General features: G+C 74.6%; 19 protein-coding genes. 12 read left to right on the plus strand and 7 right to left on the minus strand.

Features of this window, described 5'->3' with window-relative positions:
* Positions 1-72 precede the first annotated feature (72 nt).
* The gene (locus RF647_RS05200; protein ID WP_368810792.1) at positions 73-837 is read right to left on the minus strand and encodes an IclR family transcriptional regulator; all 765 of its coding nucleotides are present in this window, start codon (positions 835-837) and stop codon (positions 73-75) included.
* Positions 838-941: 104 nt separating this feature from the next.
* On the opposite strand from RF647_RS05200, the gene RF647_RS05205 reads away from it, so the two are divergent.
* From RF647_RS05205 to RF647_RS05220, 4 genes are all read left to right on the plus strand, one after another.
* Positions 942-2,252, plus strand: coding sequence for a flavin-dependent oxidoreductase (locus RF647_RS05205; RefSeq protein ID WP_368810793.1), 1,311 nt, complete (start codon positions 942-944; stop codon positions 2,250-2,252).
* An 85-nt stretch (positions 2,253-2,337) separates the two neighbouring features.
* Positions 2,338-3,306, plus strand: coding sequence for an ABC transporter substrate-binding protein (locus RF647_RS05210; RefSeq protein ID WP_368810794.1), 969 nt, complete (start codon positions 2,338-2,340; stop codon positions 3,304-3,306).
* A 65-nt stretch (positions 3,307-3,371) separates the two neighbouring features.
* Positions 3,372-3,986 (plus strand): class I SAM-dependent methyltransferase, encoded by a 615-nt coding sequence (locus RF647_RS05215; protein WP_368810795.1) that lies wholly within the window; start codon positions 3,372-3,374, stop codon positions 3,984-3,986.
* Between the two features lie 49 nt (positions 3,987-4,035).
* Positions 4,036-5,499, plus strand: a complete 1,464-nt coding sequence (locus RF647_RS05220) for a YdiU family protein (protein WP_368810796.1) — start codon at positions 4,036-4,038, stop codon at positions 5,497-5,499.
* Between the two features lie 93 nt (positions 5,500-5,592).
* Here the strand turns inward: RF647_RS05220 and RF647_RS05225 are convergent, their stop codons facing one another.
* The 3 genes from RF647_RS05225 to RF647_RS05235 all read right to left on the minus strand — a co-directional run bounded on the left by RF647_RS05225 (position 5,593) and on the right by RF647_RS05235 (position 8,337).
* Positions 5,593-6,543, minus strand: coding sequence for a helix-turn-helix transcriptional regulator (locus tag RF647_RS05225; protein WP_368810797.1), 951 nt, complete (start codon positions 6,541-6,543; stop codon positions 5,593-5,595).
* A gap of 27 nt (positions 6,544-6,570) precedes the next feature.
* Entirely contained in the window at positions 6,571-7,527 is a 957-nt protein-coding gene (locus tag RF647_RS05230; RefSeq protein ID WP_368810798.1) for a helix-turn-helix transcriptional regulator, read from the minus strand.
* A 63-nt stretch (positions 7,528-7,590) separates the two neighbouring features.
* Positions 7,591-8,337 (minus strand): hypothetical protein, encoded by a 747-nt coding sequence (locus RF647_RS05235; protein ID WP_368810799.1) that lies wholly within the window; start codon positions 8,335-8,337, stop codon positions 7,591-7,593.
* A 166-nt stretch (positions 8,338-8,503) separates the two neighbouring features.
* Here RF647_RS05235 and RF647_RS05240 point away from each other — a divergent pair, with 166 nt between their 5' ends.
* Positions 8,504-8,716 (plus strand): hypothetical protein, encoded by a 213-nt coding sequence (locus RF647_RS05240; protein ID WP_095650504.1) that lies wholly within the window; start codon positions 8,504-8,506, stop codon positions 8,714-8,716.
* A 105-nt stretch (positions 8,717-8,821) separates the two neighbouring features.
* On the opposite strand, the gene RF647_RS05245 is transcribed toward RF647_RS05240, so the two are convergent.
* Positions 8,822-9,934: an excalibur calcium-binding domain-containing protein gene (locus RF647_RS05245; RefSeq protein ID WP_368810800.1), complete on the minus strand. Its 1,113-nt coding sequence runs from the start codon at positions 9,932-9,934 to the stop codon at positions 8,822-8,824.
* Positions 9,935-10,258: 324 nt separating this feature from the next.
* Here RF647_RS05245 and RF647_RS05250 point away from each other — a divergent pair, with 324 nt between their 5' ends.
* Complete coding sequence (locus RF647_RS05250) at positions 10,259-10,711, plus strand: hypothetical protein (RefSeq protein ID WP_368810801.1); 453 nt, start codon at positions 10,259-10,261, stop codon at positions 10,709-10,711.
* Between the two features lie 73 nt (positions 10,712-10,784).
* Here RF647_RS05250 and RF647_RS05255 read toward each other — a convergent pair whose 3' ends face one another.
* Both RF647_RS05255 and RF647_RS05260 read right to left on the minus strand, forming a co-directional pair.
* Positions 10,785-12,023: an FG-GAP repeat domain-containing protein gene (locus tag RF647_RS05255; protein WP_368810802.1), complete on the minus strand. Its 1,239-nt coding sequence runs from the start codon at positions 12,021-12,023 to the stop codon at positions 10,785-10,787.
* Positions 12,024-12,394: 371 nt separating this feature from the next.
* Complete coding sequence (locus RF647_RS05260; protein ID WP_368810803.1) at positions 12,395-12,862, minus strand: ArsI/CadI family heavy metal resistance metalloenzyme; 468 nt, start codon at positions 12,860-12,862, stop codon at positions 12,395-12,397.
* A 254-nt stretch (positions 12,863-13,116) separates the two neighbouring features.
* Here RF647_RS05260 and RF647_RS05265 point away from each other — a divergent pair, with 254 nt between their 5' ends.
* The 6 genes from RF647_RS05265 (at position 13,117) to RF647_RS05290 (ending at position 17,890) form a co-directional block, all read left to right on the plus strand.
* Positions 13,117-13,344, plus strand: coding sequence for a hypothetical protein (locus RF647_RS05265; RefSeq protein ID WP_368810804.1), 228 nt, complete (start codon positions 13,117-13,119; stop codon positions 13,342-13,344).
* 87 nt (positions 13,345-13,431) lie between these two features.
* Positions 13,432-14,715: an aminotransferase class V-fold PLP-dependent enzyme gene (locus RF647_RS05270; protein ID WP_368810805.1), complete on the plus strand. Its 1,284-nt coding sequence runs from the start codon at positions 13,432-13,434 to the stop codon at positions 14,713-14,715.
* 76 nt (positions 14,716-14,791) lie between these two features.
* Positions 14,792-15,256, plus strand: coding sequence for a Fe-S cluster assembly sulfur transfer protein SufU (gene sufU, locus RF647_RS05275; protein WP_368810806.1), 465 nt, complete (start codon positions 14,792-14,794; stop codon positions 15,254-15,256).
* A gap of 242 nt (positions 15,257-15,498) precedes the next feature.
* Entirely contained in the window at positions 15,499-16,170 is a 672-nt protein-coding gene (locus RF647_RS05280; RefSeq protein ID WP_368810807.1) for a DUF2231 domain-containing protein, read from the plus strand.
* Positions 16,171-16,230: 60 nt separating this feature from the next.
* The gene (locus RF647_RS05285) at positions 16,231-17,238 is read left to right on the plus strand and encodes an MsnO8 family LLM class oxidoreductase (protein WP_368810808.1); all 1,008 of its coding nucleotides are present in this window, start codon (positions 16,231-16,233) and stop codon (positions 17,236-17,238) included.
* An 82-nt stretch (positions 17,239-17,320) separates the two neighbouring features.
* Positions 17,321-17,890, plus strand: a complete 570-nt coding sequence (locus RF647_RS05290) for a nucleosidase (protein WP_368810809.1) — start codon at positions 17,321-17,323, stop codon at positions 17,888-17,890.
* The last annotated feature ends 29 nt before the right edge of the window (positions 17,891-17,919 follow it).

The raw sequence follows: 17,919 nt of genomic DNA on the forward strand, positions 1-17,919 counted from the left end.
GTCTTGCCGCAAGCCCCCCGCCGCGCTGTAGCCTGAAAACGGAGGGAAGTGGACGGGCCCGGTCACCGCCGGTCAGAGCAGTCCGCTGATCTGGCCCGCCGTCTCCTGCAGTGCGGGTACGTGGCGCCGCAGACCCGAGAGGCCGCCCCGATCGGCCGGGACGCTCACGGCCAGCGCCGCCAGGGCCCTGCCCGCGGCGTCGGTGACGGGAACGGCCGCCGCGTGCAGGCCGTCGAGGCTCTCGCCGAGATTGAGCGCGTAGCCGGACCGCCGGATGTCCGCCAGCTCCTCGCGCAGGATCCGGGGGCTCGTGGTGGTGCGCCCGGTCATGCGGGGGAGGCCGGCTTCGAGCAGGGCCTGAGCCGCCGCCGGGTCCGCCGCGGCCAGGAGGACCTTGCCGCCGGCCGTGGCGTGCACCGGGAGCAGGGCGCCGGTCCGTCCGCTGACCCGCACGGGACGGTCGCACTCCACGCTGTCGACGAACCGTACGCTCGGCCCCTCGAGGGCCATGAGGTTCACGGTCTCCTCGAGGGCGGCGCAGAGTGTCTCCAGGAGCGGGTGCGCGACCTGGCGCAGCTCCGGGATGCTGGCGGAGGAGAGCGCGAACTCGAGCAGCTGCGGCCCCGGCCGGTAGGCGCGGGAGTTGCGCTCCTGCTGGACGAATCCTTCGTGGGCCAGGGTCATGAGGAGCCGGTGGGCCGTGGAGCGGGCCACGCCCAGCTCCGCGGCGGCGTCCGTGACCCGGAGGGAGTCGCGGTCGCGGAGCATCAGCAGCAGCCGCAGGGCGTTCGAGACGGACTCGATGGCGTACGGCGGCAGCTCCGGTTTGTTCTGCATGGAAGAAAGACTGACGGAACGATCCTTCTCTGCGCAACACCTGCCTAGCGTTACTCCCCAGGACACCGGGCGGCGGCGCCCGGTGCGGGCAGGGAGAGCAGAACATGACACGAGCGGAGCAGGGCCCGGCGGCCGCCGGGCCCTGGCAGGGCCCGGCACCCCGGGTGACGGTCGTCGGCGCCGGTGTCGGGGGTCTGGTCCTGGCCCTTGAGCTGCACCGGGTGGGCATCCCGTGCCGCGTCTACGAAGCAGCCCCGGAGCTCCGGCCGCTCGGTGTGGGGATCAACCTGCTCCCGCACGCCACGGCCGTGCTCGGCCGCCTCGGCCTCGAACCCGCGCTCGCGGCCGTCGGGGTGACCACCCGGGAGGCGGTCTTCTACAACCGGTTCGGGCAGTTCATCCACGCCGAGCCGGCGGGGCGTCACGCCGGGTACGACAGCCCCCAGTTCTCGATCCACCGCGGAGACCTGCAGCAGGTGCTCTTCGACGCCGTGCGCGAGCGACTGGGCGAGGACGCGGTGGTCACCGACCACCGGTGCGAGTCCGTGGACCAGGACGGCGCCGGCGCCGTCGCCCGCTTCACCCGGACCAGCGACGGCGCCGAGCTGCCTGACGTCCGCGCGGAGGTCGTCGTCGCCTGTGACGGCGTCCACTCCGCGGTGCGCCGGCAGTTCTACCCGGACGAGGGCGAGCCGCGGTACTCCGGGGTCACGATGTGGCGCGGCACGACCGTGGCGCCGCCCTTCCTCACGGGGGCGAGCATGGCGCGGATCGGCTGGCTCGCCAGCGGCAAGATGGTGGTCTACCCCATCCGCGACGTCGACTACGACGGCAATCAGCTCGTCAACTGGGTCGCGGAGCTCGAGGCCCCGCAGCGGGCTCGCCGCGACTGGACGCGGGAGGGCCGCCTGGAGGACTTCCTGGGCGTCTTCCAGGACTGGACGTTCGACTGGCTGGACGTCCCCGCGCTCATCACGGGCGCCGAGACCGTGCTCGAGTACCCGATGGTGGACCAGGACCCGCTCCCGCGCTGGACCTTCGGCCGGGTGACCCTGCTCGGCGACGCGGCCCACCCCATGGTGCCGCGCGGGTCCAACGGCGCCGGCCAGGCCGTCCTCGACGCGCACCGGCTCGCCGAGCTGCTGGCCGCCGGCACCGGCCCGCTGCAGGCGCTCGCCGACTACGAGGCCGAGCGGCTGCCCCGGACGTCGGCCGTGGTCCTGGCCAACCGGACGTCCCCGCCGGACACCATCATCCGCGAGGTGTGGGAGCGCACCGGGGACCGGCCCTTCGACCGGATCGAGGACGTCATCAGTGCGGAGGAGATCGCCGCGATCTCCCGCCGGTACCAGCAGATCGCCGGCTACAGCCTCGACGAGCTCCGGGCCGCGGACGGCCCGGACCGGACCGGCTGAGCGCCCCGCGCGCCCCGTACGCCCCGGACACCGGGCACGTCACCACCGCGATGCACCGCACGACCACACGACGAAGGAGTCCACGATGAAGCGCACGCCACTCGTCAGCGCGGCCGCCGCAGCCCTGCTGCTGGCCGGATGCGGGGCCGGGACCGAGTCCCCGGAGGCCGAGGGGCTGGACCCGGCCGCACCCGTCGCCGTCAACGTCGCCGAGACCGCCGGCGTTCCCTCCGCATACCTGAACTACGGCGTGCAGCAGGGCTTCTTCGAGGAGCAGGGACTCGACGTCACCGTCGACGTCAGCGCCGGCGGGGCGGCGGCCGTGCCCGGACTGATGAGCGGCGGGCTGCAGCTGGCCGGCTCCAACACGGTCAGCGCCCTGCTGGCCGTGGAGAAGGGCCTGCCCATCACCATGGTGGCTCCGGGCACCTTCGGCTCCGAGACCGAGGGGGAGGACTTCTCGGCCGTGCTCGTCGCGGAGAACAGCGACATCCGCGATCCGGCGGACCTGGCTGGCAGCACCATCGCGGTCAACACCCTCGAGAACATCGGCGACGTCACCATCTCCGCCGCGCTGGAGGAGCACGGGGTGGATCCGGCCGGCGTCGAGTTCGTGGAGATCGGCTTCCCCGACATGATCCCCGCTCTCGAGCGGGGACAGATCGACGCGGCGTGGGAGATCGAGCCGTTCGTCACCATCGGCGCGGAGTCCGGGGCCCGGCCCGTCCTGTGGCCGTACGTGGAGGCCCGCTCCGGCCTGATGGTCGGGTCCTTCCTGGCCACCCAGGAGTACCGCGAGCAGAACCCCGAGGTCATCGAGGCCTTCCGGAACGGACTGGAGGCCACCGCCGCGTCCGTGGCGGAGGACCCGGACGCGTTCCGCGCCGCGCTGCCCGAGCTGGCCCGTGTGACGCCCGAGGTCGCCGGGTCCATGACCCTCCCGCAGTGGAAGTCCGAGATCGACGTCGAGTCCCTGGAGTTCACCGAGGAGCAGATGCGGGAGCACGGACTCATCAGCGAACCGGTCGACGTCGAGGCCGTCGTCGCGGACTGAACGAGCCGGCGCGCAGCGCAGCGCCGTCGCACGGGCACCCGACCGGCGGGCGGTACCCTGGCCGTGTGGTCGAGCAGAGCATGTGGATGCAGAAGGTGCGCGCGGATCCCGGGCACTCGTCGTGGTACGTCGAACGGTTCCGGGCCATGGCGGCCGCCGGTGAGGACGTCGTGGGGGAGGCGCGGCTGGTCGAGGCCATGGTCCCGCCCGGCTCCCGGATCCTCGACGCCGGGTGCGGTCCCGGCCGGCTGGGCGGCCACCTGCACCGCCGCGGGCACACCGTCGTCGGGGTCGACGTCGACCCCGCGCTGGTCTCCGCCGCCCGGGAGGACCACCCGGGTCCCCGGTGGCTCGTGGGGGACCTGGCCGAGCTGGACCTGCCCGCCCGGGGCGTCCCGGAGCCCTTCGATGCCGTGGTGTGCGCCGGCAACGTGATGGCCTTCCTGGCCCCCAGCACGCGCCTCGAGGTGCTGCGCCGCTTCCGCCTTCACCTGGCCGCCGACGGCCGGGCGGCCGTGGGCTTCGGCGCCGGCCGCGGCTACCCGTTCGCGGAGTTCCTGCAGGACGCCGAGCGGGCCGGTCTCGTGCCCGACGTGCTGCTCTCCACCTGGGACCTGCGCCCGTTCCGGGAGGACAGCGACTTCCTCGTGGCCGTGCTGCGGACCGCCGAGCACTCCTGATCCCGCCGACCCCTCGGCGGCGCCGGGTTCGCGGGGTAGCGTGGACATCGTGAGCACCGCAGCCCTGTCCACCGTCACCTTCGAGAGCCGCTTCGCCCAGGAGCTGGGGGAGCTGTCCGTGCCCTGGCGGGCCGACGACGTCGCCGAGCCCCGGCTGCTGGTCCTCAACGAGCCCCTGGCCGCCGACCTGGGGCTGGACCCGGAGTGGCTCCGCGGCCCGGAGGGCGCACGCCTGCTGGTCGGCAACCTCGTGCCGCCCGGGGCGACACCGGTGGCGCAGGCCTACTCCGGGCACCAGTTCGGCTCGTTCTCCCCGCGCCTCGGCGACGGGCGCGCCCTGCTGCTGGGCGAGATCGTGGACGCCGGCGGCCGCCGGCGGGACCTGCACCTCAAGGGCTCCGGGCGGACGCCTTTCGCGCGCGGCGGCGACGGTCTCGCGGCGATCGGGCCCATGCTGCGCGAGTACATCGTCAGCGAGGCGATGCACGCCCTGGGCGTCCCCACCACCCGGTCCCTGGCCGTGGTGGCCACAGGACGGCAGGTGCGCCGCGAGACCCTGCTGCCGGGGGCCGTGCTCGCCCGGGTGGCGAGCAGCCACCTGCGCGTGGGCACCTTCCAGTACGCCCGCGCCACGGGCGACCCCGACCTCCTGCGCCGGCTCGCCGACCACGCCATCAGCCGCCACCACCCCGGCGCCGCCGCCGCCGAGCACCCGTACCTCGCGCTGTTCGAGGCGGTCGTCGCCGCCCAGGCCTCGCTCGTGGCCCGGTGGATGCTCCTGGGGTTCGTGCACGGGGTGATGAACACCGACAACACGACCATCTCGGGGGAAACCATCGACTACGGGCCGTGCGCGTTCCTGGACGCCTTCGACCCGGCCGCGGTCTACAGCTCGATCGACCACGGCGGGCGCTACTCCTACCGGAACCAGCCGGTCGCCGCGCAGTGGAACCTCGCCCGGCTCGCCGAGGCCCTGCTGCCGATGCTCGACGAGGACCAGGACCGGGCGGTGTCCCTGGCGGAGGGGGCGCTCGGGGCATTCGCGCCGCAGTACAGCGCGGCCTGGTCCGCCGGGATCCGGTCGAAGCTCGGCCTGCCCGAGGACCTCGACGACGAGGTCGCCTCGTTCCTGGTCGACGACCTGCTCGTGCTGCTCCAGCAGAACCGCGTCGACTGGACCTCGTTCTTCCGCGCCCTGGCCGGGACCGCCCGCACCGGCGCGACCGCCGCGCGCGACCTGGTCCTCGACCTGCCGGCGTTCGACGCCTGGGCCGAGCGCTGGCTCGCCGTGGGGCCGGACCCCGAGGCGATGGACCGCGTCAATCCCGTGCACATCCCCCGCAACCACCTCGTGGAGGAGGCCCTCGCCGCCGCCGTGGACGGCGACCTCGACCCGCTGGGACGGCTCCTGGAGGCGGTGACCGCCCCCTACGAGGAGCGTCCGGGCCTGGAGCGCTACGCCGCCGGCCCCCCGGAGGACTTCGGCGCCTACACGACCTACTGCGGGACCTGAGGCGCCGGCCACCGGACGGCTTCGGGGCCTGCACGACACGCTGCGGGAGCTGAGCAGCCGCCGGAGCCGGGGGCCGTCGGGCTCGCGCCGAGCCTATCCGTGCAGGGTGCGCGCCGGGTTCTCCCCGTAGGCCTGCCGGTGACGGCGGGCGAAGTCCCCGGCGTGGAGGAAGCCCCAGCGCAGGGCGATCGCGCGCACCGTCTCACCATCAGCCGGGGCACCGCGCACCAGGTCCTGGTGGGCGGCCGCCAGTCGCAGACCGCGCAGGTGGTCCGCGGGGGTCATCCCCGTCCGGGAGCGGAACACCTCGGTGAGTTCGACCGTGCTCAGGCCCACGTGGCGGACGACGTCCTCGACCGTGATCGGCAGCGACAGGGACGCGTGCATGAACTCCACGGCCTTCCGGTGGGCGGTCTGCCGGGCGGCGACCGAGGTCCGCCGGGTGCTCGGGTCACCGGAGAGGCAGAACGCCTCCAGGGTGGCCACCGACATGCGGCGCCGCAGATCCGCCCGCAGCAGGGGGACGGTGGCGATCGCGGGATCCGTGAGGGCCTCGTGGACGTGCTCGTAGGTGTCGGCCCAGTACTTCGCGCGCGCGGCTGACGCGGGCCGGGGATGGTCAAAGGCGACCTCGAGATCCAGGTCGCCGTGGACGGCCCGGGCGGTGTCCTGCAGGGCGGGCAGGTGCAGGTTCAGCGAGTCGACCTCCAGGAACTCCAGCTCGGCCCGGTAGTCCTCGTGCGGCTGGATGACCATCAGGCCGGTGCCGCGACGGCCGTCGACCTCCCAGCGGTGGGCGCCCGTGCGGCGTCGGACCACCGTGAGCGTGTCCTCCAGAACCAGATTCACCCGGCCACGGCCCCTAAAGTGGAACCGACCCAGGCTCAGCTCGGCGTCCCCGTCCACGTCCTGGCGGTAGGCGAACGCGGGGTCGTCGCGGGGCGTGCGGATCTCTGCCCCCGCGTAGGTCTGCCGGAGCCTGTCGTTGGCGACCTCGGGGTCGGTGGTCGCCACGCGCAGGCGGATGGGCAGCGGCTCCGTCACGTCAGTTCCTCCTCGGGCGCGACGCCGTCATGAGTGCAGGGTGGTGGACGGGGCCTGACCGAAGCTGTCCCGGTAGGCGGTGGCGAACCGTCCGCGGTGGGTGAAGCCCCACCGGGCGGCGACCGCCTCCACCGTTGTCCCGGTGGTCGGGTCGGCGGCCAGCAGATCACGGTGGACGGCCTCGAGCCGGGCGGAGCGCAGATAGGCGGTCGGGGTGGTGTGCAGCTCGCGGCGGAACGCCGCCTGCACCCCGCGAGGGCTCAGCCTCGCGGCCGCGGCGATCTCCGGCAGCCCGATGTCCTCGCTCAGGTGGGCGTCGACGAACGAGACGGCCCGGCGCAGCGCCGCCGGGCGGGGAGCGGGAACATCGAGCACCGGCGGACCCTGGAGGAAGGTGTTCGGGAAGGTGTGCAGCAGCGCCGTGATCAGGAACCGGGTCATCTCGCTCCGGACGAGGGGACTGCTCATCACCTGGGTGTTGGGCAGCAGGTCGCGCCGCAGGTGGGCCACGGTGCTCGACCAGTACCGGGCCATGACCGGGCTGACGGGGCGGGTGCCGGTGAACTGCAGCCGGAAGGAGTCCGCCCCCAGCAGCTGCCTGGCCTGCTCCACCACCGCGGCGCCGTCCACGGAGACGCTGAACATGTCGAGGTCCGCCCAGTAGCTGGTGCACGGGAGCTGAGGGAACAGGAACGGGCCCCGGCGTGGGAAACGGTCGGGGCCGCTGGTGGTGCTCAGCACGCCGTCCAGCACATGGCCGATCCGCACCACCTCGGCGCACCCGGTGGTGCCCAGGACGGAGGAGCCGCCCAGCCGCAGCCGCCCGTAGTTCACCGGTCCTGCGCCGGTCGAGGTGAGGGACATGGAAAAGTCCCCGCCCGTGATCCACTGCACGTCACGCAGGGCGTAGACCTCGTCCAGCTTGGCCAGGGCCTGGGCCGGGTCACGGGTGGTGAAGACCGCCCGCTGCACAGTGTCCCCCATGATGGGCAGGGTACGCCCCGTACGGGGCGCCGTCGATGCCCCGGCGTCCCGTGCGGGTGCCGATCACCCGCCGATGTACTCCCCGGTCACGCTGTCCACGGTGCCGTTCTCGATGCCCGTGCACTGGGCGGCGCCGGCCTCCGTCACCGGGTCGTAGTTGATGCAGAAGGCGTCGTAGTAGGGCACCCCGCTCCGCCACGCGGCCAGTGCCTCCTCGTAGCTGAACTTCGCCGGGAAGGGCACGGCCCCGACGTCCGTGCTGACCTGCACCTGGCAGGTGCCGGGGCCGCCCGGGGCGAAGGCGAGGAGCTGCCCGACGGTGTCGACGACGTCGATCCGGTCCTGGCCGGTGCTCATCGCGGCCTGGTAGGCCCGGCAGATCTCGACGGCCACGGCGCGGTCGTTCGTGTCCGCGGTGAGCCGGTGCACGAGACCGCCGCCCGGGGCCGCCTGCTGCTCGATCCCGGACACGGTCCCGGCGTACGGCTGTCCTTCGGGCGTCGTGGAGAACGCGGACCACGCGTCGGCGAGGACGGGTTCCGCGGGCGCGGGCTGCGCCGGGGACTCCTCGCCCGGCTCCTCGTCGGCGTCGTCGGGCTGCTCCGCGGGCTCCGCGGACGCCGGGGGCTCCGTGGGCTCGGGGGTCGACTCGGAGGTCGCCTCCGGCGTCGTCTCCGGGGCCGTGCCCGAGGGGGAGGGCGAGGTCCGGGCGGCGGGGGTGTCCTCCTGGACCTGGGGGTCGCCGGCGCAGCCGGCCAGGGCGAGACCGGACGCGAGGAACAGACTGGTGACGACGGCCTTCGTGCTCATGGGGTGCCTCTGCTTCGCTGGGGGGCGGGGTTCCCACTGTAGGCGGGCCGGGCGGCGAACCGGGGTGGCCCGCCGGAGAGTTGCCCACCCAAGAGGGGTCAGACGGGGAGGGGCGGGCCGTGCCACGATGCGGAGGGCATGCCGCAGAACTGTGAAGGGGGCCGCTGTGCCGCACCAGATGACGCTGATGTTCCTCAACATCGCGCTGACCCTCGTCCTCGTCGTGTCGTGCTATCTGCACCTGGGCGGCGGGCGCTGGTGGTTCCCGTGCCTGTGGTTCGTGGGCATGGCGGCGGGGTCCCTGTGGGACGCGCTGCCGCACCGCCGCGCCGCGGAGTTCGCCCGCCGCGCCGGTGGTCGGACCGCCTGGCAGGGCTGAGCGCGGCCGCGCGTCCTCGGCGCCGGCCGGCGGCGGCCGCGGGGGCGGTGGGGGCGGTGGCGCAGCGGGTGGCGTCCGTCGTCCGATCCCCGTCCCGCTGTCGTCCTACTCGCACGCGACGCCGTCGGAGTCGCCGTCCATGGCCTCCCGGTAGCCGGGCTCCCCCCGCAGCAGCGGTGCGGCGCCGGCCTCCCGGGCGGCGCCGCAGTTGGCGTAGTGCACGTCCGCGGGCACGGGAGCCTGACCGGCCGGGGCCTCCTCGGCGGGGGCCGGAGCGGCCCCGGCGCCTCCGGGGATGTCGCCGAACGGCGTACTGCCGGGCAGCTGCTGGTCGGGGCAGCCGGTGAGCACCTCGGCCATGGCGGTCTTCTCCGGGGCGGTGACCCACAGGCCGTAGCGGGTCTTCACCGCGATCTGGACGGCCACCATCTCGCAGGCGAAGGCCCGGTTCGGGGGCAGCCACCGCGAGGCGTCCTGGTCGGACTTCGAGCCGTTGGCCGGGCCGTCGACCGCCAGCAGGTTCAGCGGGTCGTTGGCGAGGGCCACGCGGTCGGCCTGGGAGAGCCGGCGCACCCCGGTGACCCAGGCGTTGCCGAGCGAGACCACGTGGTCCACCTGGACGTCGGCGGAGGTCGCGACCCCGCGGACGAAGTCGATGGACGCCCCCGTGTACGGGTCGGCGAGGGTACCGGTGTCGACCCTGCACCCGTCGGCGGTGGTGATGCCGGTCAGGTCCCGGGCCAGGACCTCGTTGCGGGAGTCCTCGCAGTCGCCGTCGGCGTCGATCCACCCGCCGAACAGGGCGTCGCGGTCGTAGTCGGACATCGTCCCGGCGGCGGCGACCGGCAGGTCCTCCAGGGCGAGGAACGCCCCCGAGGGCGGGGCGACGGCCCGGACGGGGGTCTCCGACGGCTCCGGGGCGGAGCTCGGCGACGGGGTGACCGTGGTGACCGTCCCCGGGGTCCTCGAGGCCGTCGGCGAGGGCGTGCTGCCGGGCTCGGCGCTCGGGGAGGGGGCGGCGGGCACCGTCGTCACCGTCCCCGGGACGGGGCCGGCGGCCGGGTCGGTGGACGCGGTGCTGGACGCGCAGCCCGCCACCAGCCCGATCGCCAGGACGAGGTGCAGCGGCCCCGCCACGATCCACCTGCCCGCGGCGACACCGCGGCGGGACGCAGGGTCCGCCCCCGGGGCGGACGAGGGGAAGAGGGTGTTGCGCATGGTGCTCCTGGGGGGACGAGAGGAAGTGCGCCTGGGGGAGGGCACGCGTCGGGGGATCGCGCGAGGCACCCTCCTGTTCTACGTCCGGTGCCCGTCCGGCACCGCACGGCGCGCCGCAGAGGGCGGCGACCCCCGCGTGTGTGACGCCGGAGGTCACAGCACCGTCCGGGACGCACCCCGGGGCGGAGGGCCGTCCCGGGCGCGGGACCGTGCTCCCCGTGCCCGGCGGCCCCGGCCGCGCCATCCCCGGATGAGGGGTCAGACACGCGAGGTCGCCGGGTGCGAGGATGCGGTCACGGGGATCGTCGAACGGGGGGAGGCCTCGTGCTGACCGTGCGCGACAGGCTGCTGCTGGGGCTCTGGCTCCTGCCGGTGGCCCTCGGTCTCGTCGTGGGGCTGTGCGTCGGCGACGACGACGGCACCGTCATGCTGTTCGTCACCGGTCTCGTCGCGGCCCTCTACGTGGCGGTGCTGGTCAGCACCGTCCACACCGCGCGACGCCGACGGACCGAGCCCGCCGCCGCGCCCGCCCCGGAGCCCCCGGAGCCGGCCGCCGGGCACGGCCCCGGCCCCGACCCGCCGGGGGCCCCCGGCGAGTCCGGCCGCGCGCTCGCCGTGTCGCGCGTCCTGCCGCTGGGGCTCGCCGTCTCCGCCGCCGTCTACGTCGTCGCGGAGGGCGGCTGGACCTTCGTGGTGGTCGCCGTGCAGCTCGTCACCGTGATCACCATGGCCGCCTACGTGCACGAGCGCGGCGCGGAGCCGAAGCCCGTGACGTAGCACGGCGCCGCCCCCGTCCGTGCGGACGGGGGCGGCGCCGTGGCCCGGCCGCGACGGATCGCGGCCGGCGGGCTCACGAGAGCTGCACGTACGTGGCCGAGTGCCCGAAGCCGACGACGTCGTCACGACCGTCGCCGTTGACGTCACCGAGCAGGCGCGGATACCGGTCCTCCGTCCACCCCTGGTCGTAGCCGAAGGCGGCGACCTTCAGGTACACCGGGCCGAAGGTGCCGTCCGCCCGGCCGTGGGCAACGTAGACCCCGGCGTTGCCGAAGCCCACCAGGTCCTGGATGCCGTCGACGTTGATGTCCGCGTGGGTCCGCAGGTGCCGGTCGCCCCGCCACCCCTGGGCCTGGCCGAAGTCGTTCACCCGCAGTGCCACGCCGGTGTAGTTCCCTCCGTTCAGCGAATGCGCGACGGAGACCCCGGAGTAGCCGAAGCCGATGATGTCCGCCGCGGCGTTGCCGGCGGGGTTGACATTGACGTCGGCCAGCATCCGCGGGTGCTGGCCCACGCGCCAGCCCTGGGCGTAGCCGAAGTTGCGGATCTCCAGCGCGGGCTGGGTGAACGTGTCCCCGAGCGCCGAGAAGTAGGAGACGTACGTGCCGGCGTCCCCGAAACCCACGATGTCGGCGGTGCTGTTGCCGTCGACGTCCGCGAGCATCCGCGGGTTCTTGTCGACCCGCCAGCCGCGGTCCCAGCCGTAGCTGTCGATGCGCTTGCCGGTCCCGGTGAACGTCCGGTTGGACAGTCCGTGGGAGACGGTGACGCCCGAGTGCCCGAAGCCCACGATGTCGGCGGTCAGGTTGCCGTTGAGGTCGGCGAGCTCGCGCGGGTGCCGGTCGACGCGCCAGCCCTGGTTCCAGCCGAAGTCGCGGACCTTGAGCTGCGGCGCGGTGAAGCTGCCGTCGCCCTGGGAGTAGGCCACGTGGACGCCGGCGTCGCCGAAGCCCACGATGTCGTCCCGGCGGTCGCCGTCGACGTCCGCGAGCGTGCGCACGTGCCGTGCGCCGGACCAGCCCTGCGCGGTGCCGAAGTCGCGCACGCTCATGCGCGGCGTGCCGAAGGTGCCGTCGGCCCGGCCGAAGGCGACCTGGACGCCGGCGCTGCCGAAGCCGACCACGTCGGCGCGGCCGTCGCCGTTGACGTCCGCGAGTTCGCGCACGTGCTGGTCGGTGCGCCAGCCCTGGGCGTAGGAGAACACGGGCTGCGCGGTCGCGGCGTGGGCGGGTGCGCCCACGGCGAGCCCGGCGGTCGCCAGCACGGTGGCCGACGCGCCGGTGAGCACGCGCGAGAGGAGTGGGTGTTTCATGGCGGGTCCCCGAGATCATGAGACGGATCGTCGGCACGGGCGCCGGTGGCGCGTGCCGGAGTCCTCGGTCGGCCCCCGGCCGACCGGGAGACGTCCCCCGGGACGCGGTGCGCCTCCGGGGAACCGGTGGCACCGGGAACGACGTCCCGGCGCCGAGGCGCAACAGCTGAGGGAGCCAGTTTACTCCTGCAACCAGGCGGTCACCAGCGGCGTTCCCTTTCGTGACGTCACCGGACGGCCGGGTTCACGGGGCTGTCCCGGCCACCGCCTCGGCCACTGTCCCGGTCACCGCTCCGGCCGTGCGGCGAGGGCGGCCCTGCGTCCGCCGCGGTCGGCGGCTCCCGCAGGAGTCGCCGACCGCGGCGGGGCCGTCACGGGCTGACGGGCTCCGGCCGAGGGTCGGAGGTGCAGCACGAGCCGTCGCCGCCCACCTCGGAGAGCTCCCGGCCGGTCCTGCCCTCAAGGTTGGGCCGGGCGTCGGCGGTGACGGTGTAGACCTCCCACGGCTCCCGGCCCGGTCCGGTCACCCAGACCTTGTCCTGGACGGCGTAGCAGCAGGTGGTCTGCTCCTCAGGGCGGGTGGCCAGGCCGGCGTCGGCCAGGCGCTGCGCGGCCGCCTCGACGATCTCGGTGCTCTCCACCTCCACGCCGAGGTGGTCCATGCGGGTGTCGTCACCGGGCTCGCCCTCCAGCAGCACGAGCTTCAGCGGCGGCTCCGCGATGGCGAAGTTGGCGTAGCCCGGGCGCCGTTTGGCCGGGGCCGTGCGGAACAGGGTGGAGTAGAACTCGATGGAGCGCTCGAGATCGGCCACACGCAGGGCGAGCTGGACTCTGGACATGACGGGTTCCTTCCGGGTGCGACGAACGCTCCTTGGTATCGACGTCCGTCTATGTGGAAGAGTGCCACCAGCATCGATGATCGTCAATACGTCCGGGCGTTCTCCTGACAGGCCGCCCACCCGGTCGCCCCGTGGGCCGTCGTCGCCCCGTACCGCCGGCTGTGGCTCCTCCCGCACCGTTCCGGGTTCGCCTTCCGCGGTCCGGCGGGAGATCATGGGAAGAGACGGCCCGGCCCGCCACCCGGAAGGACACCATGCGCAAGCACCAGCACGCCGACGACGAGCCCCGGCGCAGCCTGTTCCGGCGCTTCGACGACTTCGCCATGCGGTTCTACGGGCCCGCCGTGCGCAGTCCCCGCGACCTCCGGGGCCAGGACCAGCCCAGCGAGCAGACGAAGCAGTGGTACCAGGACCTGCAGGACGAGTTCGTGGTCGAGAAGGACGCGAACGGCAACACCTACCTGCGCCCCCGCCACCGGTAGCCCGCCACCGCCACCGGTAGCCCGCCCGTGACGCCGGGAGGCGCCCGACCGGAGAACACCCGGGCCCGGGCCGTACAGTGTCGGAGCATGGAAGGAAACCACGTGCTGCCCCTGACCGATCCCGAGGTGCGTGCGCTGCGGGAGGACTTCCCGCTGCTGACGAACAGCCCGTCGGTCTACCTGGACTCGGGGGCCACCTCCCAGAAGCCCCTGGCCGTCCTGGACGCCGAGCGGGACTTCTACCTGCACCGCAACGCCGCGGTCCACCGCGGCGCCCACGCCCTGGCCGTGGAGGCCACCGACGCCTACGAGGAGGCCCGCCGGGTGGTGGCCGGCTTCGTGGGCGGCACCGAGCGCGAGCTGGTGTGGACCTCCAACGCCACCGAGGCCCTCAACCTCCTCACCTACTCCTTCTCCAACGCCTCGGCCGGACGCGGGGGAGGGACGGCCGCCCGCTTCCGGCTGGGCCCCGGCGACGAGATCGTCACCACGGAGGCCGAGCACCACGCCAACCTCATCCCGTGGCAGGAGCTGGCCGCCCGCACCGGGGCCACCCTGCGCTGGGTCCCCGTCGATGACGACGGCGCCCTCGATCTCGGGGCCGCCGCCGAGGTCATCGGCGAGCGCACCCGGGTGGTGGCTTTCAGCCACGTCTCCAACGTCACCGGTGCGATCACCGACGTCGCCCGTCTCGTCGAGCTGGCCCGGGCGGCGGAGGCGCTGACCGTGCTGGACGCCTGCCAGTCGGTGCCGCACCTGCCCGTGGACCTCCCCGCCCTGGGGGTGGACTTCGCGGTGTTCTCCGGGCACAAGATGCTCGGTCCCACCGGCATCGGGGCGCTGTGGGGGCGGTCCGAGCTGCTGGACGCGATGCCCCCGTTCCTCACCGGCGGGTCCATGATCACGAAGGTCACGATGGAGTCCGCCCGCTACCTGCCGGCCCCCACCCGCTTCGAGGCCGGCACCCAGCGGGTCGCCCAGGCCGTGGCGCTGGCCGAGGCGGTGCGCTACCTGCAGGGCATCGGGATGGAGCGGGTCGCGGCCCACGAGCACGAGCTGGGGCAGCGGCTCGCGGCCGGTCTCGCCCAGCTGGAGGGGATCCGGCTGATCGGCCCGCCCCCGGGCGCCGAACGGGTGGGTCTGGCGGCCGTGGACGTGGCGGGGGTGCACGCCCACGACGTCGGGCAGGTGCTGGACTCCGCCGGGGTGGCCGTGCGGGTGGGCCACCACTGCGCCCAGCCGCTGCACCGGGCGCTGGGGCTGACCGCCAGCACGCGGGCGAGCGCCTACCTCTACAACACCACCGCCGACGTCGACCGGTTCCTGGCCGAGCTCGCCGGGGTCCGCAGCTACTTCCGCGTGGCCGGCTGAGCACCGTGACCGCCGCACCGGAACGGCCGGAGCCGCAGGACCCGCAGAACCCACTGAACCCACCGAGGAGGACCCCATGAGCGCGCTGGACGGGATGTACCAGGAGGTCATCCTCGACCACGCCAAGCGGCGCTCCGGCGAGGGCCTGGCCGCCCCGGCACCCGGGCACGGGGCCGGGGAGTCGCACCAGTACAACCCCACGTGCGGCGACGAGATCACCGTGCGGGTCGAGCTCGCGGCCGGCCCCGGGGACGCGGAGCCGGTGGTGGCCCAACTCAGCTGGGAGGGCGAGGGCTGCTCGATCTCCATGGCCGCGGCCTCCGTGCTGGCCGAGACCGCCCCCGGGATGACGCGGGCCGAGCTGGTGGAGCTGATCGGCGCGTTCCGGGACCTCCTGCGCTCGCGGGGCACCGTGGTCCCCGACGAGGAGGTCCTCGGCGACGCCGCCGCCTTCGCCGGGGTCTCCCGGTTCGTGGCCCGCGTCAAGTGCGCCATGCTCGGCTGGGTCGCCGCCGAGGAGGCCCTCGACCGCGCCGGCTGAGCGGCTCCTGGCGCCACCGGTCTTCACACACCAGGACGTCCTTGTCCCGCCCGGCGCAGGGTGGGACACTGACCGCCCCGGCGCTGAGGGGGCGGTCATGACACAGTTCGAGGACCTGGTGGCCCGCGTGGAGACGTGGAAGGCGCTGGACCGGGTGGCCGAGCCCCTGGCCCGCGCCGTGGGCCGGGCGGTGCGGCCCGCGCCGGTGCGCACCGTGCTGAGCGGCACGGTGATCGGGCACGGTGATCGGGCACCCGCTGCACCCCCTCCTCACCGACGTCCCGATCGGTGCGTGGACCATGGCGGCGGTGCTGGACCTGGCCGGCGGCCCCAGCACGGCCCGGGCCGCCGACGTGCTCGTGGCCGCGGGGCTGGCCGCCGCCGTTCCCACGGCGGCGACCGGGCTCAACGACTGGTTCGACACCCAGGGCGCCGACCGGCGCATCGGCCTGGTGCACGCCACCGCCAACAGCGTGGCCCTGACGTTCTACGCGGCCTCGCTCGCCGCCCGGCTCCGGGGTCGGCGCGGCGCCGGCAGGGCCCTCGCCCTGGTCGGCTACGGCTGCGTCACGGGCGGGGGCTACCTGGGCGGCCACCTGGTCTTCGCGCGGGGCGTCAACGTCAACCGCACCGCCTGGCGGAGGGGCCCACGGCGGTGGACCGACGTCCTCGCCGACGCCGACCTCGCCGCCGGCCAGCACCGACGGGTGCCGGCCGGCAGCGTCTCGGTGCTGCTCGTCCGCGACGGGGACCGGGTCGAGGCCCTCGACGGCGGCTGCGTCACCTGCCTCTGGCACGGCAGCACCTTCCGGCTCGCGGACGGCGCCGTGGTCCGCGGACCGGCGACCGCCGCGCAGCCCAGCTACGAGACCCGCGTCGAGGAGGGACGGATCCAGGTCCGGTGCCGGCCCTGACCACCCCGGACGGCGGCAGCGGCCCGGAATGCTTCCGGCGCCGCCCGGGTTGTGCGCACCATGACCCTCTCCGACGTTCCGCTCTCCCTCCTCGACCGCGCCAACACCCGGGACGGCTCCACGGAGGCCGAGGACCTCGCCCGCGTCCTGGAGCGGGCCGAGCGTGCGGAGGAGCTGGGCTACCACCGGTTCTGGGTGGCCGAGCACCACGCGGTGCCCGGGATCGCCGGGTCCGCGCCGGCGGTGCTGATGGCCGCTCTGGCCGCCCGGACCCGCCGTCTCCGGATCGGCTCCGGCGGGATCATGCTCCCCAACCACCAGCCCCTCGTGGTCGCCGAGCAGGCCGCCACCCTCGAGGCCCTGCACCCCGGCCGGATCGACCTCGGGGTGGGCCGCTCCCTCGGCTTCACCGCCGCGGTCCGGGATGCGCTGCGCACCGGCAAGGAGGCCGCGGACCGCTTCGGGCACGACCTGGCCGAGCTGCTCGCGCACCTCTCCGGCGCGGCCCCGGTGACCGCCCGGCCCCGCAACCACGCCGCCACACCGGTCTTCGTCCTGGCGACCGGCGCCGGGGTGGAGACCGCGGCCCGGGCGGGACTCGCCGTGGTGCTCGGCGGCCCGGCGCTCTTCCGCAAGGGCCCCGGCGGCGGCGCCGCGGTGCTCGAGCGGTACCGCGCGCAGTTCCGCCCGTCGTCGTGGTGGCCGGAGCCCTACGCGGTGGTCTCGGCGAACGTCGCGGTGGCGCGGACCCGCGCGGCCGCCCGCGAACTGCTGCTGCCCGAGGCCCGCGCCCTGGCCGCCTCCCGCACCCGGGGTGAGTTCCCGCCCCTGGCGCCCGCGCGGCCCGCGGAGCCCGACGGGCTCACGGCCCGGGAGCGGACCCTCGTACAGGAGACCCTCACAACCTCCGTCCACGGCACGGCCCCGGAGGTCCGGGACCAGCTGGAACGGCTGCTCGCGCGCACCGGGGCGGACGAGCTGCTCGTGACGGGCGGCGCGCACGATCTCGACGCCCAGGCGGACTCCGACCGGCGGCTCGCCGCGCTGTTCACCACCCGCCCGGCCTGATCTCCCCCCGCCGGGCCGCCGTCCCGCCGATGGGAGGTCAGGCCGGGCGGGGGCGGGTGGGAAGTGCGGATAGAGTGACGGGGTGCCACAGCTGCTCGTCCTCGCCGCCCACCCCCTGGAGACCAAGTACTTCCCGGAGGACATCGACCTGGTCCTGACCGGTGTCGGGATGTCGGCCGCGGCGGTGCGCACCACCGAGGCGGTGCTGACCCGCTGCCCGGACCCCGCGCGCCGGGCGGAGCTGACGGTGCTCAACATCGGCAGCGCCGGCGCCCTGAAGCACGGGCTGACCGGGGTGCTCGAGCCCTCCTGGATCATCAACCGGGACGTGGACGAGGAGCTGCTGCGCGCGGCTGGGATCCCCGTGGACAACGTCATCGAGCTCGGCGGCGACGGCCCCGTGCTCGCCACCGGGGACTCCTTCGTGGCCGGCGGACCCGCCCGGGACGCCCTGGCCGCCCGGGCGGACCTCGTGGACATGGAGGGCTGGGCGATCGCGGTGGCCTGCCGGCACCTGGGTGTGCCGCTGCGGATGGTCAAGCACGTCTCCGACGCCGCCGACGAGGAGGCGGTCGCGTGGGCCGAGAAGGTCGAGCTCAGCGCCATGGCCCTGGGTCGCTGGTTCCGCGGCAGCGGGATCACCGGGGCGTGACCTGCCGCAGGACCGTCCGGATCCGCCAC

This window comes from Kocuria sp. CPCC 205263, assembly GCF_040981075.1.
GTDB lineage: Bacteria > Actinomycetota > Actinomycetes > Actinomycetales > Micrococcaceae > Kocuria > Kocuria rosea.